The 14,880-nt window shown below is 44.3% G+C and carries 15 protein-coding genes and 1 pseudogene; 7 read left to right on the forward strand and 9 right to left on the reverse strand.

The genetic code is table 11. The annotated features are described in order from the left end of the window. Nucleotides 1-25: 25 nt before the first annotated feature. The 5 genes from FD716_RS00405 to dapB all read left to right on the forward strand — a co-directional run bounded on the left by FD716_RS00405 (nucleotide 26) and on the right by dapB (nucleotide 6,988). Nucleotides 26-1,153, forward strand: coding sequence for an efflux RND transporter periplasmic adaptor subunit (locus FD716_RS00405; RefSeq protein ID WP_139850452.1), 1,128 nt, complete (start codon nucleotides 26-28; stop codon nucleotides 1,151-1,153). Further along, on the forward strand, nucleotides 1,150-4,296 hold the full coding sequence (locus FD716_RS00410; RefSeq protein WP_139850453.1) for an efflux RND transporter permease subunit: 3,147 nt from the start codon (nucleotides 1,150-1,152) through the stop codon (nucleotides 4,294-4,296). The genes FD716_RS00405 and FD716_RS00410 overlap by 4 nt, the downstream gene beginning before the upstream one ends. A 135-nt stretch (nucleotides 4,297-4,431) precedes the next feature. Continuing rightward, nucleotides 4,432-4,809, forward strand: coding sequence for a hypothetical protein (locus FD716_RS00415; RefSeq protein ID WP_139850454.1), 378 nt, complete (start codon nucleotides 4,432-4,434; stop codon nucleotides 4,807-4,809). A 92-nt stretch (nucleotides 4,810-4,901) separates the two neighbouring features. Next, nucleotides 4,902-6,017, forward strand: a complete 1,116-nt coding sequence (dnaJ, locus tag FD716_RS00420; RefSeq protein WP_139850455.1) for a molecular chaperone DnaJ — start codon at nucleotides 4,902-4,904, stop codon at nucleotides 6,015-6,017. A gap of 155 nt (nucleotides 6,018-6,172) precedes the next feature. After that, the gene (gene dapB, locus FD716_RS00425) at nucleotides 6,173-6,988 is read left to right on the forward strand and encodes a 4-hydroxy-tetrahydrodipicolinate reductase (RefSeq protein ID WP_139850456.1); all 816 of its coding nucleotides are present in this window, start codon (nucleotides 6,173-6,175) and stop codon (nucleotides 6,986-6,988) included. Between the two features lie 73 nt (nucleotides 6,989-7,061). Here dapB and FD716_RS19230 read toward each other — a convergent pair whose 3' ends face one another. Beyond that, entirely contained in the window at nucleotides 7,062-7,196 is a 135-nt protein-coding gene (locus tag FD716_RS19230) for a hypothetical protein (protein WP_267285298.1), read from the reverse strand. Between FD716_RS19230 and FD716_RS00430 the strand changes: the two are divergent. Continuing rightward, a pseudogene (locus FD716_RS00430) lies at nucleotides 7,171-7,410 on the forward strand (LysR substrate-binding domain-containing protein); the annotation flags it as partial. The gene FD716_RS19230 and the pseudogene FD716_RS00430 sit on opposite strands and share 26 nt — an antisense overlap. Here FD716_RS00430 and FD716_RS00435 read toward each other — a convergent pair. Next, complete coding sequence (locus FD716_RS00435) at nucleotides 7,373-7,777, reverse strand: hypothetical protein (protein WP_139850458.1); 405 nt, start codon at nucleotides 7,775-7,777, stop codon at nucleotides 7,373-7,375. The pseudogene FD716_RS00430 and the gene FD716_RS00435 overlap by 38 nt on opposite strands. 110 nt (nucleotides 7,778-7,887) lie before the next feature. On the opposite strand from FD716_RS00435, the gene FD716_RS00440 reads away from it, so the two are divergent. Then, nucleotides 7,888-9,321, forward strand: a complete 1,434-nt coding sequence (locus FD716_RS00440; protein ID WP_139853574.1) for an aminotransferase-like domain-containing protein — start codon at nucleotides 7,888-7,890, stop codon at nucleotides 9,319-9,321. 85 nt (nucleotides 9,322-9,406) lie between these two features. Here FD716_RS00440 and ahr read toward each other — a convergent pair whose 3' ends face one another. The 7 genes from ahr to FD716_RS00475 all read right to left on the reverse strand — a co-directional run bounded on the left by ahr (nucleotide 9,407) and on the right by FD716_RS00475 (nucleotide 14,744). Then, nucleotides 9,407-10,438, reverse strand: a complete 1,032-nt coding sequence (gene ahr, locus FD716_RS00445) for an NADPH-dependent aldehyde reductase Ahr (RefSeq protein WP_139850459.1) — start codon at nucleotides 10,436-10,438, stop codon at nucleotides 9,407-9,409. Nucleotides 10,439-10,539: 101 nt separating this feature from the next. Then, complete coding sequence (locus tag FD716_RS00450) at nucleotides 10,540-11,100, reverse strand: DNA-3-methyladenine glycosylase I (RefSeq protein WP_139850460.1); 561 nt, start codon at nucleotides 11,098-11,100, stop codon at nucleotides 10,540-10,542. A 108-nt stretch (nucleotides 11,101-11,208) separates the two neighbouring features. Further along, nucleotides 11,209-11,454 (reverse strand): hypothetical protein, encoded by a 246-nt coding sequence (locus FD716_RS00455; protein WP_139850461.1) that lies wholly within the window; start codon nucleotides 11,452-11,454, stop codon nucleotides 11,209-11,211. Between the two features lie 285 nt (nucleotides 11,455-11,739). Continuing rightward, on the reverse strand, nucleotides 11,740-12,282 hold the full coding sequence (locus FD716_RS00460; RefSeq protein ID WP_139850462.1) for a M23 family metallopeptidase: 543 nt from the start codon (nucleotides 12,280-12,282) through the stop codon (nucleotides 11,740-11,742). 57 nt (nucleotides 12,283-12,339) lie between these two features. After that, the gene (gene mutY, locus FD716_RS00465; protein WP_139850463.1) at nucleotides 12,340-13,374 is read right to left on the reverse strand and encodes an A/G-specific adenine glycosylase; all 1,035 of its coding nucleotides are present in this window, start codon (nucleotides 13,372-13,374) and stop codon (nucleotides 12,340-12,342) included. 197 nt (nucleotides 13,375-13,571) lie between these two features. Continuing rightward, a complete protein-coding gene (locus FD716_RS00470; RefSeq protein WP_139850464.1) occupies nucleotides 13,572-13,940 on the reverse strand; it encodes an HIT family protein in 369 nt (122 codons plus the stop codon). A gap of 66 nt (nucleotides 13,941-14,006) precedes the next feature. Continuing rightward, nucleotides 14,007-14,744 carry a dienelactone hydrolase family protein gene (locus FD716_RS00475; RefSeq protein ID WP_139850465.1) on the reverse strand — a complete coding sequence of 246 codons (738 nt, stop codon included), beginning with the start codon at nucleotides 14,742-14,744 and terminating at the stop codon, nucleotides 14,007-14,009. Nucleotides 14,745-14,880 lie beyond the last annotated feature (136 nt).

The following is a 14,880-nucleotide window of genomic DNA, read 5'->3' on the forward strand; positions in this document are numbered from 1 at the left end:
AAACAGCTGAATAAGAGCCACGCCTATGAGTATATGGAAATCGACGGTATTAAGCATGTTAATCGTGTCGAGTGTGATGTTGTTGGGATGCAGTAAAAAGACTGAGGAAACAGAAGCGGTTCCTTATGTCATGGTGGTGCAGCCAGCGACAACACTGAATGAGCAACAAAGCTATGCTGGGGAAGTACAAGCGCGACAAGCCACTGATTTGGCTTTTCGAGTTGGGGGACAAATCACTGAACGTTTTGTCAATGTCGGTGACCGGGTCAAAGTTGGGCAAGTCTTGGCCAAGCTTGATGTGAAAGACGCGCAGCTACAGCTCAATTCAGCCAAAGCACAATTAGACAGTACCCAATCTGCCGCGAAAGTCGCCGCAGATGAACTGAAACGTTTTCAACAATTGCTACCGATGCATGCAGTGAGTCAATCGCAGTATGATGTGGTTAAAAATCAGTATGAAGCTGCAATTGCCGCGGCCAAGCAAGCACAAGCAAATTTTAATGTCTCTGCCAATCAGACCGGTTATAACCAGTTATTGGCCAATAAAAATGGGGTGATTACCAAACGCAATATTGAGGTTGGACAAGTCATTGCCGCAGGGCAGGCTGCTTATCAGTTGGCGATTGATGGTGATCGTGAGGTGGTGATTGGGGTGCCAGAGCAGGCGGTTGCTAAAATTCAAGTGGGGCAACAAGCTTGGGTCACTTTATGGTCGAAACCAGAAGAAAAGTTTGCCGCCTATGTGCGGGAGATTTCACCCGCAGCAGATGCATCGCGTACTTTTAGTGCCAAAGTGGCTTTAAAAGAAGGGCAGGGCAGTATTCAGATGGGGCAAAGTGCACGGGTGTTTTTTAACCACCAACAGCACGATGTCTTGATGGTGCCCTTGTCCAGTGTTTCCGCCAATGGGCAGCAAGCCTATGTTTGGGTGGTCAATCCCAATCACAGTATTCGTAAAGTGCTGGTCGGTTTAGGTGCATATGGGCGTGATCGAGTGCAGGTAACCCAAGGATTGAATGCACAGGATTGGGTGGTGGTTGGTGGTGTGCATTTATTGCATGAGCAACAAAAAATTCATCCGATTGATCGTGAGAATCGTGCAGTGCAGATTCAGGCAGTAGCTAAAAACACCCAGACAGGAGTTCAGCCATGAATTTTAACTTGTCTGAGTGGGCCTTAAGAAATAAAGGACTGATTCTTTATTTCATGCTGCTCTTGGGCATCGTGGGCTTGGTGTCTTATTCCAAGTTGTCGCAAAGTGAAGATCCACCGTTTACCTTTAAAGTGATGGTCATTCAGACCTACTGGCCCGGTGCGACGGCTGAAGAAGTCACATTACAAGTTACAGATCGCATTGAAAAACAATTGATGCAGACCGGTCTATATGACCGTATTGCTGCCTATTCTCGTCCAGGTGAATCATTGGTGATGTTCATTGCCAAAGATTCATTGAAGCCGCAGCAGATCCCCGATGTGTGGTATCAGGTGCGTAAGAAAATTGGCGACATCAAAACGCAATTGCCAAGTGGGGTACAAGGGCCATTTTTTGATGATGAGTTTGGCGATACCTTTGGCAATATCTATGTACTGACCGGTGCCGACTATGATTATGCGGTACTCAAAGAATATGCCGATCGTTTGCAACTGCAGTTACAGCGAGTCAAAGATGTCAATAAAGTCGATTTAATTGGCTTACAAGATCAAAAGATTTGGATTGAAATTTCTAATACCAAAGCCACGCAACTGGGTATACCCGTGGCAGCCATTCAACAGGCTTTGCAGCAACAACACAATATGACTCCGGCTGGGTTTTTTGAAACGGCTTCAGATCGCATTCAAATTCGAGTCAGTGGTCAATTACATCGTGTGGATGAACTGCAGAAAATGCCGTTACTGGTGGGTGACCGCACCATTCAGTTGGGTGATGTTGCCGAGGTCTATCGTGGCTTTAGTGAACCGGCACAGCCACGGATGCGTTTTATGGGAGAAAATGGCATTGGGATGGCGGTCTCAATGCGTAAAGGCGGTGACATTATTGCCTTAGGCAAAAACCTTGAAGCCGAGTTTAGTGCCCTACAGAAAAGTTTACCGTTGGGCATGCAGTTGAAAAAAGTATCCGATCAACCGGTTGCCGTACAGCACAGTATTCATGAGTTTATTAAAGTCTTGGCTGAGGCAGTGATTATTGTTTTGCTGGTCAGCTTTTTCTCTTTGGGTTTTCGCACAGGTTTGGTGGTGGCCTTTTCAATTCCACTGGTTTTGGCGATGACCTTTGCGGGCATGCATTTATTTGATGTCGGCTTGCACAAAATTTCCTTGGGTGCACTGATTTTAGCTTTGGGTCTATTGGTCGATGACGCGATTATTGCAGTCGAGATGATGGCCATTAAAATGGAGCAGGGCTATAGCCGTTTGCAAGCTGCTGGCTTTATGTGGAAAACCACGGCATTTCCAATGTTGACTGGGACACTGATTACAGCTGCAGGCTTTTTACCGATTGCCACAGCGGCTTCGGGGACGGGTGAATATACCCGTTCGATTTTCCAAGTGGTGACCATTGCCTTGGTGGTGTCATGGTTTGCGGCGGTACTGTTTGTACCGTATTTGGGCGATAAGCTACTGCCAGACTTTAAGCCAGATCAGCATTCACAACGAGCGCCGTGGTATCAACGCTTATGGGCGCGTTTACGGAAGCAACCTGAACCGCAACCGATTGTGCGGCACAGTCAAAGCGATGGGCATTTTGATCCTTATCAATCCAAATTCTATCAACGCTTTAGAATGCTTGTCGCATGGTGTATCGAACATCGAAAAACGGTCATTGGCATTACCGCAGGATTGTTTGTGGGTTCGGTGCTGCTGTTTAAATTGGTACCACAACAGTTCTTTCCCCCATCAAATCGAACTGAAATTTTAGTCGACTTAAAATTAGAAGAGGGGGCCTCACTGACTGCCACTGAACAGGCGGTTAAAAAAGTGGAGGCTTTTCTTTCCAAGCAACCCGGCATTGATAATTATGTGGCTTATGTGGGCACAGGTTCCCCTCGCTTTTATTTGCCACTGGATCAACAGTTACCACAAGCCAGCTTTGCCCAATTTGTGGTCTTGGCCTCGTCTTTGGATGACCGTGATGAAATTCGTAAGTCGCTGGATGAACAAATTCGTAAGCTATTACCAGATGTGCGGACACGCGTGACGTTATTGGAAAATGGGCCACCGGTCGGTTATCCAATTCAGTATCGTGTCTCTGGTGAAGACTTAAATATCGTCAGACAGTGGGCACAGAAAGTAGCTAAAATCGTGAGTGAAAACCCAAATACTGCCAATGTACATTTGGATTGGGGGGAGCCGAGTAAGATTATTTCATTGGATATTGATCAGGATCGTGCACGCCAATTGGGCGTATCTAGTGTTGATGTTGCGAATTTCTTAAATAGCTCGATTTTAGGTGCGGTCATCAATCAATATCGTGAGAAACATGAATTGATTGATATCCGTTTGCGTGGCGATCAAGCTGAGCGTGTTGATGTGGCTTCATTGGCCAGTTTGGCGGTACCGACCAGTAAGGGCAACAGTGTCCCTTTGTCGCAAATTGCCACGATTCAATACAAATTTGAAGATGGTTTGATTTGGCATCGTAATCGTTTACCAACCATTACCGTGCGCAGCGACGTACGTACCCATTTGCAGCCCGCGACCGTGGTCAATCAAATGTCTGAACAGATGGCGCAATTACGTGCAGAACTGCCGAGTGGATATTTGCTTGAAGTTGGTGGGACGGTTGAGGAGTCTGCCAAAGGCCAGTCTTCGGTCAATGCAGGTATGCCATTATTTTTGGCTGTGGTGTTTACCCTGCTTATGATTCAGCTAAAAAGCATGGCACGTGCCTTTATCGTATTTTTAACCGCACCACTAGGCTTAATTGGTGTGGTTTTATTCCTATTATTGTTTAACAAACCTTTCGGTTTTGTTGCGATGCTTGGCACAATTGCGTTATCGGGTATGATTATGCGCAACTCTCTGATTCTGATTGATCAAATCGAGCAAGATATTCGCGCAGGCCATGATCCGTGGAATGCGATTTTAGACGCAACCGTTCGTCGCTGTAGACCGATTATATTGACCGCTTTGGCTGCGGTATTGGCCATGATTCCCTTATCTCGCAGCATTTTCTTTGGCCCAATGGCCGTTGCGATTATGGGCGGTTTGATTATTGCGACCTTCTTAACCCTATTTTTCTTGCCAGCGTTGTATGCCGCATGGTTTAAAGTTAAGAAACAAGTCGTTAATCGTTAATTTTTTGCGAATATTAGGTGCGAAATATTGAAAAATTCAATATAGTAGCACCTAATCTTTTAAAGAAAATAACACTTGAGATTTCATTGCAGAAAATTAATCAAGTTAGCAGTGAATTGAGGTAAAAAAATACCCATGGGGAAAAATAATTTAGAACAACATCGTCGCTATATTGCCTTTGCATATGCATTTATGTTCCTTGCTTTATTTAGCATTGTGACGGCTGTGCTTTCGTACTGGCTCGCGCGCAAGGTGGTTCACGTCGAAAATACGGAAGTTTGGATACATGCTCAAGCGTTATGGGTGATGCGTAGCGTGATCATGTTCTTATTACTCGCTGCATTTGCCGCATTATGGTTTATTCCTTTACTGTTTCAACCTTGGGATAGCTTCATCTGGGTCAAGGCTTGTACAGTTATTGGTGTGGTTTTTAGCGCCGTTGCGTGGTTATATCTTTTAAATGCTTGGCTGAAAGGCTTCAGTAAATATATTAAGAATAAAGCCGTATTCTGATTTTTTTTAAATTATCCGCTTGTAAAATGATGACCCTACCCCCACGTAGTTCGCAGTAAAGTAAAATCAAATTCTGTGGAGCAGCGCCAACTATGGCTAAACGTGATTATTATGAGGTTTTGGGGGTCTCTAAAACCGCTGGTGATGATGAAATTAAAAAAGCCTACCGTAAGTTGGCAATGAAATATCATCCGGACCGTAACCCTGACAATCCTGAAGCCGAAGAAAAATTTAAAGAATGTGCGGAAGCATATGAAATTTTATCCGATGCCGAAAAACGCAGCATGTATGACCGTATGGGGCACAATGCCTTTGAAGGTGGCGGCGGCGGTGGTGGTTTCCATCAAGGCGGATTTAGCGCGGAAGATATTTTCAGTCAATTTGGCGATATTTTTGGTGGCGCATTTGGTGGCGGCGGTCGTGGTCAACAACGTCAACGCCGTGGATCTGATCTACGCTATGTAATGGAATTGACGCTAGAAGAAGCGGTCAAAGGGGTTAAAAAAACCATTACCTTTACTGCACCAGCACCGTGTGAAAGCTGTGATGGTAAAGGTTCAAAAAATCCAAAAGATGTTGAAACCTGTAAAACCTGTCATGGCGCTGGACAAGTGCGTATGCAGCAAGGTTTCTTCGCTGTACAACAAACGTGTAGTACCTGTCGTGGTCAAGGGAAAATCATTAAGAACCCTTGTCAGCCATGTCATGGTTCAGGTGTGTCTGATCGTCAGCAAACCTTAGAAGTGACCATTCCTGCAGGCGTGGACAACGGTGACCGCGTACGCTTAACCGGTAAAGGTGAAGCGATTGGTGATGGCCAGTCAGGTGATCTTTATGTTGAAGTGGTGGTGCGTGAGCATGAAATCTTCCAACGTGATGGCGCTGATTTGTATATGGATGTTCCGGTCAGCATCGCAGATGCGGCTTTAGGTAAAGAGATGGAAATCCCGACTTTAGAAGGTCGTGTCAGTCTCAAAATTCCTGAAGGAACACAAACGGGCAAACTGTTCCGTTTACGCGGTAAAGGGGTTAAGCCTGTGCGTACCAGTATGCAAGGTGATTTACTCTGCCGTATCGTGATCGAGACACCCGTAAACTTAACCACACGTCAACGTGAGTTGTTAAAAGAATTGCAAGATACCCTTGATGGCGATGACCATAAGTCGTCACCAAAGAAAAAATCATTCTTTGATCGTTTGTTTGACTAATTGAATGTCTAAGCAAATTGTGATGATGTGATTTAGTAAAGGCCTATGCAAATAGGCCTTTTTTATGGCCAATGAATTTTTTGCGATGCCGCTTAGTCTGCGTACAGAGTTTTGCTATAGTAGGCGCAATTGAAAAACCAAATTAGGGAAATATGATGTCAGCAAATCCACGTATTGCAGTCTTAGGTGCAGGCGGCCGTATGGGTCGTACCTTGATTCAAGCGGTACAACAAGCCGGTTTTCAACTTGCGGCTGCAATTGAGCGTCCAGAAAGCTCTTTGGTTGGTTCAGATGCGGGTGAACTTGCAGGCATTGGCAATATTGGGGTGAAGGTGGTTGGTGATTTAGAATCGGTACTGAATCAATGTGATGTGGTCATCGATTTTACTGCACCGGCTGCGACAGCTGTACATTTGGAATTGTGCCGTAATGCTGGCGTCGCGATGGTGATTGGCACCACAGGGATGTCGGATGCAGAAAAGCAGCAGCTTGATCAAGTTGCAACACAGATTCCATTGGTTTATGCAGCCAACTATTCGGTTGGGGTCAACGTTTCCATTAAACTGCTGGAATTGGCATCTAAGGTTTTTGCTGACACGGTTGATATTGAAATTATTGAAGCACACCATCGCCATAAAGTGGATGCGCCATCTGGCACTGCGTTGATGATGGGTGAAGCCATTGCCGATACGTTGGGCCGTGATTTAAAGAAAGTCGCTGTCTATGGCCGTGAGGGTTATACCGGTCCACGTGATCGTGAAACCATTGGTTTTGAAACCATTCGTGGTGGTGACATCGTCGGTGAACATACCGTGATGTTTATTGGTGAAGGTGAGCGTGTTGAAGTGACACATAAAGCCACCAGCCGCATGAATTTTGCTTCTGGCGCTGTACGTGCCGCAGCATGGGTCGTGGGCAAAGACACCAAAAAATACGACATGAAAGATGTATTGGGCTTAAACGACATCTAAGTCTAAATCTCAGTCGAAAAAAATTGCTTGGCTTTTAAAAACAGCGCTAAAGTTCAACTTTAGCGCTGTTTTTTTATACCGTTTGATATATGGCTTGAATGGGATTCAAACGGATTTGTATCAGCACCAACAGCAATGCAACAGCGGCCAATGCCGCACCTGCAAAAGAGACTGCGGCATAACTCAAAGCCTCAAGTGGTGAAACCATACTTCAGATGTGTATCGCAGGCTTAGGCATCAGTTGCTTATCTGAGTTCCTGGTCGATCAAGACATTGCCCAACAGCGTTTGGTCACCTTATTAGATGACCAAATTGAATTTAAATATCAAGATATTCATGCTGTTTATTATCAACAAGCGTACTTGCCGAAGCGCGTGCGTTTATTTATTGAGTTTTTAGCTGAAAAGCTGTCAACTGCTTAATCATCTGCTCAGATGGTAAATCCAAGCGCATCACTTGAACTGGCTCCTGTTGATATCCATCAAGTAGATTGAGCACAAAGTGATTGTCTTGTTGTTCACAGTTAAAGTGTAAGCGTGGCTGAATTGGGGTATTTAATAGCGCGTTATTGTCGCTAGTGGTGTTATAGACATAATGGCGCTGATCGGTCATTTCTACCAAGGTTGGTCGAATTGATCTGAGTTGATACTGCCCCAACTGCTGTGTTTTTAAGAAACCCTCAATTAAAGATTTGCAGACAAAATGTTGCTGCTGTGCCGCTTGATTAATTTGGGGTGGTTGGCAAGCCATGAGGAATACACTGAGTGTACCGAGATAAACGAGCTTCATGCTGGGCTCCTTAAATTCTTTGCATTTGGATGTCGTAGATGAGTCGCTACAATAAATCTGATATGCTCTTGGGTACAGATACAGTAAAAGCTAAAAAAAGGGTACAGAAAATGGTGTTTCAGTATCAAAGCCACGCCCAGCAACTGGCGCAAAAAATTTATAGTGGCGAACTTGCAGCAGGGCAGCGCTTAAATTCACTGAGACAATTTGCCGAGCAGCAGCAAATCAGCATCAATACCGCAATGAATTGCTATGCCTTACTTGAAGCACAAGGTTTAATTCAGGCCAAGCCCAAGGCGGGTTATTTTGTCTGTGGGCGAGATCAGCGTAGTACGCAAATTTCAGTACCACAGCATCCAGACTTTAAATCGAAGCCACGACAGGTTTCCAATTTAGAGTTGCAAATGGAGATCTTCCAAGCCGCGAATGATCCGAATCGAGTGCATTTGGGTTCGATCCAGTTATCACCGCAGTTAATTCCCATTGATGCACTGCGTCGTTCAATCCAGCGTGCTCTGAAGCACAGCCATCCCGAAGATTTTTTATATAGCAATCGACAAGGGCATTTGCAATTGCGCGAGGCACTATCGGCACATTGGGCTGAAGATGGCTTTTATATTGCCAAAGAAGATATTTATATCTGCAATGGTTGCATGCCTGCATTGTCTGTTTTGATTCAAACGCTGACCCAAGTCGGTGATAGCATTATTGTTCCCACCCCGAATTACAATGGACAGTTGCAGTTACTGGCGGCGTTAAACCGTAAAATTGTCGAAATTCCAGCCGATACAGCAGGCATAGATTTAGTCCGACTGGAACAGGCAATGCAGCATTCAGGTGCCAAGCTATGTATGTTGACTGCCAATTACCAAAATCCGTTGGGCTTTTGCTTAAGCCATGCTGACAAAGAAAAAATTGCGCAGTTAGCAGCGAAATATCAGTGCTATGTGATTGAAGATGATATCTATGCCGAATGTAGTTTTGCAGCACAGCGACCTTTACCAATCAAGTATTGGGATGAACAGGGCTATGTGCTGTATTGCGGTTCGGTGTCTAAATCCTTATCGCCAGCCTATCGGGTGGGGTGGTTTAGTTTGCCTGCTCGATTACAACATTTAAGTGCCGCCATCATTACGCATAATGTAGCAGTCAATAGCCCGTTACAATTGGGATTGGCTGATTTCATATATAGCAGAGCCTATCGGACCCATTTAAATCAGTTAAAACCGCGTTTAATCGAGCAGTTACAACAGTATCGGGCGGCAATTATTGAATGCTTTGATCCGGTTGAAATTCGCTTAAATCAACCCGAAGGAAGCTATGCCTTGTGGTTACAGTTGCCTGAGCAAATAGATGGTTTGGCGATGTATCGTTATGCACAGCAGCAGGGCATCAATATTGTGCCGGGCATCTTATTTGGTGAAGACAACCGCTATAACAACTGCATTCGCTTAAATGCGGGACATGAATTATCCGAAGACATTCGCCAAGCCATTCAATGCTTAGCGACATGGACCAAAGCGCAGTTAAAAGCAGAGGCTTAAGTTGGTCGCTTAAGTCTTCATTTTTTGAAAAGAAGACTTAAGCTCAATGGGTTATCTGTTTCTCTTATTGCTATGCATCAGTCGCTTATTGCGCTGGATCAAAATCAGCTTTAAGCACAACGCGATAGCGGGCTTTCCCTGAATGTAGGCGTTCAATGGCTGCATTGATTTGTGACATTGGATATAACTCGATTTGCGGTGCAATCTGCTTACGCGCAGCAAATTCAAGTAGCTTACGCAGTACGATAGGTGAACCGGTTGGTGAGCCTGTTACCGCTTTGGCACCGCCAATTAAACTGCCTGCTGGAATGGCCAATGGTTCAAGCACCAGACCCAGCATATGTAATTGGCCTTCAGGGGCTAGGGTGTTGAGATAGGCTTTCCATTCGAGGCTGACATTGACCGTGCACAGCACTAAATCAAATTGAGCGCGTTGGGCTTTAATCGCAGTCAGGTCTCTGCTGTTGACCACATGATCGGCCCCCATGGCTTTGAGCTCATCGGTTTTGTCTAGATTTGAGGTGAAAGCAGTGACTTCACAGCCCCAAGCCTTGAGTAATTTAATTGCCATATGGCCCAAGCCACCAATCCCAATCACAGCAACATGATGAATGGCTTGAATATTATGTTTTAATAGAGGATCGAATACGGTCACGCCCCCACACAATAATGGTCCTGCACTTTCAGGATCCAAGTCATCGGGTAATGGAATTACCCATTGCCAAGCAGCACGAACTTTATCGGCAAAACCACCGGCATGATTGACGATCGTCGCCGTTTGCTGACTGCATAAGTTGTGTTTACCATCAATACATAAATTACAGTGTTCACAGCTTTCAGCTGTCCAGCCAAGCCCAACACGTTGACCGACTTTCAGTCCTTTGGCTGCACTGCCCAATTGGATGATGGTGCCGATGACTTCATGCCCTGCAACCAATGGAAAGACGCTGCTACCCCAATCATTATCGATCATCGAAAGATCCGAATGACACAGTCCGCAGTATTCAACTTTCACTTCAACCTGATGGGGCTGTAATTCACCAGCATCAAATTGATAGGGCACCAGTTTGTCACCTGCTTGCATGGCTGCATAAGCACGAATGGTTTGCTTGGTCATGGTTCAGTCCTTATGTTTTTTTTCATATTGTTCATGCTTTGATGTTTGTCGTATCTAAATTTACTTTTCCAAATCTTATTGATGCGCTGTCGTATTTTTACTTACTTGGCTTTGCTCGGGCAACTATTTTCATGGTCGTCGACCATACCAACAGCTTGCATAAAGGCATAACAAGTGGTCGGCCCTACAAATTTAAAACCGTTCTTCTTTAGGGTTTTTGACATGCTGTTGCTGATTTCGGTTTGTGCGGGTGCTTGTTTATAGTCAGGAACATCATTGTTGATGGTTTTCGCATCGACAAAAGCCCATAGCCATTGCACCATGTCGGTTCCATTATTCCGCAAGTTTTGCCATGCAATGGCATTGTCACGAATGGCTTTGAGTTTACCGATATGTCGAATCAGTCCTGCATCGAGACATTTTTCTGCCAGTTGTTCATCGGTTAGGGCTGCAATACTTGCAATGGGCTGCGCAAAAAAGTGTTGGCGGTAATTGTCCCGTTTTTTTAACACGGTAATCCAAGATAATCCGGCTTGTTGACCTTCAAGACATAGCATTTCAAATAAATGCGCTTCGTTAAAATTTGGCTTGCCCCATTCATCATCATGATAAGCCACATAAATGGGATCATCAGAACACCAACCACAGCGCTGTATTGTCATGCTTCACTTCCTTTATTGGCTTCTACACTGACTTATTCAATTGACGTATTTAAGTTGACGTCTTTAAATTGTATCAAGCCCGATGAGGTACTTTTAGCAGACTTTGCCTTAGAGCGTGAATCGTGTCCACTGCTGATTTTTGTTGTCCCAGCAAAAAAGTTCAGCTTGTTGTAGCTCTTCAAAGCTAATCCAAACATCTTTGCCATTTTTTTCTGAATAACCGGTACTTAATAACATGGCTTCGTCGGTGATTTCCATCACCCAGCCTTGATGGGTCTGGCCGTGGATTTGAATTTTTTGCTGATTTCCAGCTTCCGCAAATTCAACTAAACGATTGATCAACGCTTCAGACATGGGAGAATCCTAAATAAAATCAATGAAAAATAATGGTTTAATCAGTCAGTATAATCAGTATCTGAGCCAATTCATACGTTGTTTAAACACAGTCTAGAAAGTTCATCTTTCCTGAAATAGAGCGACCAATTCGGTCTATCTATTGGCTAAAAACGCGTCAACAGGTCTAAACAACATCAACAAGATGGGCGTATATAAGCTCAACAAGACCAACATAAATATAGTCAGTGTTAAGTAAGTTTAGCGTACTGAAGATTTATATAGATCGGTTTTACCTAAAGAAGCCTAGCGTAAATAAGGGTAGGGATTGACTGCACCGCGTCCTTTACCACCGAGATACAGCCCATAATGCAAATGTGGTGCGGTATGCAGCGCATTGCCCGTGTTGCCGACAAAGCCAATCAGGGTGCCTTTTGCTACAAAGTCACCTTCTTTCAAGCCCTTACGGTGGCCATTTAAGTGCGCATAATAATGCCATGAATTATTTGGACCCAAAATCCATATCACAGTCCCACCCAAATTATTACTTTTTAAACTAGAAACCACGCCATCGGTTGCGCTATAAACCTGCGTTCCACGTGGAGCAATAATGTCAATCCCTTCATGACTACGTCCTTGGCTTCGTGCAGCTCCCCAAGTATCACTAAGTCGTTCAGCTTTGACGTTTTGTACAGGGATTGGCAAGCGTTGCGGCAAGGGCATATTTTTCAGTTGTGCTGCTTGGTTAGCTGTGGCCGGTGAGGTGGCTTTCTTTTTGGGGGCTGTTGTACATGCACTTAGCACGATGATACAGCAACTGATCAGACAATATCGCAATGCAGCAGACACAATTTATCCTTATGTTTAATTCGAGATATATGATGGGTGATCCAATACCCGACTATGTCATAACTCTATTAAGGAGATCAATTTTTTCATTGCGGTTGGCACCCCCAATGCGACAGCTTGTTGAGAACTTAACCAGGTTCCACCCAACTCAGTTTGTATAAACTCTTGTTGATCTTTATCGATATGAAAAATATAGGCCTGTAGCTTCCAAGTGAAATGGGTAAAACTATGTGAAATTTCCACTTGAGCTTGCACAGTTTTTAAATCTAACTGCGCACATAAATTTTGAAATTCAGCATCTTGTTCAACAATAGGTAGACACCATAGCCCGCCCCATAAACCAGTGCTCGGTCTTTGTTGCCACAACCATTCATCGTTGAATTGAACCAACAATACTTTGGCAAATCGAGTTAGAACGGTTTTTTTCGGTTTTTTATAAGGTAGTTCTTGTTCGAGACCTTGTTGGTGTGCTTTGCAGTTTTTTTGCATTGGGCAGTATAAACACAGTGGTTTTTTCGGGGTACACACTGTTGCACCCAGATCCATAATCGCCTGGGTATAGTCATGGTTGCGCTGTTCGGGACATAAAGATTCGGCCAATTGCCACATCTCACGCTCATGTACAGGCTTTGAAAGGTCATCTTCAATCGCAAAAAAACGGGCCAAAACCCGTTTGACATTGCCATCCATAATCACACCGTATTGGCGTAAACCCAATGACATCAAAGCACCACCGGTCGAAGGGCCGATCCCGGGTAAAGCCACCCATTCCGCCAAGGTTTCTGGGAATTTGCCTTGTGCTGCAACGATGCCCGCTGCTTTATGCAAATTTCTAGCACGCGCATAATAACCCAGTCCTGCCCAGTAGGGGGCAACATCATCCCAGCTCGATTGACCTAGACTTTCAACAGTTGGAAAGCGTTCAATAAACCGTTCAAAATAACGCAATACAGTTTTGACTTGGGTCTGTTGCAACATAATTTCAGAGACCCAAACTTTGTAGGGGTCATCTGCAATTTGCCAAGGCAAATCATGGCGACCATGCACGTCAAACCAGCTTAAGAGTTCCGTTGAAAATGAAAATTGTGGCATCGGCAGTGATGTAAAATGAAGTGGCGACAGTATACGCAATCTACCGTTTATTTATGCAAATATTGGGTATTTATCTTCTAATGTGATTGCACATTGAATTGAAAAAATTAAGCAAGTACGTGGGATTCGAATCTGGAATGCATTAAAAAACCCACCCAATAGGTCTATTGAGTGGGTTGGGTCTAAATGATTTGGATTCATTGATCCGCTAGAATTCCCCAGCGTTTGTCCAGCTTAAGCGATTGATTTTTATAGCGTGGAATAATATGAATGTGAAAATGTTCAGCTGCATCTTCGTCAAAGACTTTGCCATCATTAAAGGCAATGTGAAAACCTTCGGGTTGATGGCGCATTTTTAACTCATTACGGGCCAGTTCTAATAGCGATTGTAAGCTTTTACGCTCTTTATCCGAAATATCGAAAAATGAACTGATATGACGAACCGGAATAATCACGGAATGACCTTTAGATAAAGGATGATGCTCTGGTAAAATTGCCCCGAACTCATTTTTATCGATGATGTCATATTCATCAAAGTGACAATAAGGACAGTTGTTCTCAGTCATATTTGATCCTCTTATTCGATTAAATTTTAAATGATCAGCAACTTCATCTGAAGTATGCAGTGCTTTTTAGGTAAGCGTGCGTGCAAGTAAGTCGTACATTGCATCGATACTGGTTTTCTCTGCTGCAGCATTGTAGCCAAGGTCAACCGCATTTGCTTTGGCACGTTCATCTGCAAGTGGGTTGCTAAAGCCATGTTTCGCATCTTTTAAAACAATAACTTGGCTGTTTACTTGTGCGCTTGCCATTTCGGCTTCAAAGTCAGCGACATCTTGTAAGGTGACCATACTGTCTTGTTCGCCATGCAGCACCAAAATTTGGGCTTGGACTTTATCTTTTTCGGCAGGGGATTGTGCACTCAGTACCGCATGAAAAGTGACGACGGCTTTTAAGTTCGCGCCTGCCCGTGCAAGATCGAGCACGACTTTACCGCCATAACAAAAACCAATTGCGGCCAGTTGCATTGGGTTGACTTCAGGCTGAGCAGCCAAGGTTGCTAAAGCAGCTGTTGCTCGGTCAACAAGGGTATTGGGTTGTTCGAAAGTCTGCATCATCCAGGCTTGTGCTTGTGAGGCTGTAGTGGTGACTTTTTTCTCACCATACATATCAATTGCCAAGGCGGCATAACCGTGTTCAGCCAATTCACGTGCGCGTTGTTCAGTATATTCATTACGTCCCCACCATTCTGGTGCAACAATTACACCGGCAACGGGGGTGCCATGTTCAGGTGCGGCAAAATAACCACTCAAGGTTGTGCCATCTGCAGCGATATACTGAATTTCGCGTGTTTTAATTGCCAGGGTCATGTATTCAATCCTTGTATGCATCTCAAAAGGGCAGACCGATTAAACCATAAATAAAAGCAATGAAAATGACTTTGTTGCGAATAATAACAATAGAAATGTGAACAAATATGTTGTAGCTGATGAAAAAAATTACTTT

Origin of the sequence: Acinetobacter pullicarnis (genome assembly GCF_006352475.1) — a bacterium.
GTDB lineage: Bacteria > Pseudomonadota > Gammaproteobacteria > Pseudomonadales > Moraxellaceae > Acinetobacter > Acinetobacter pullicarnis.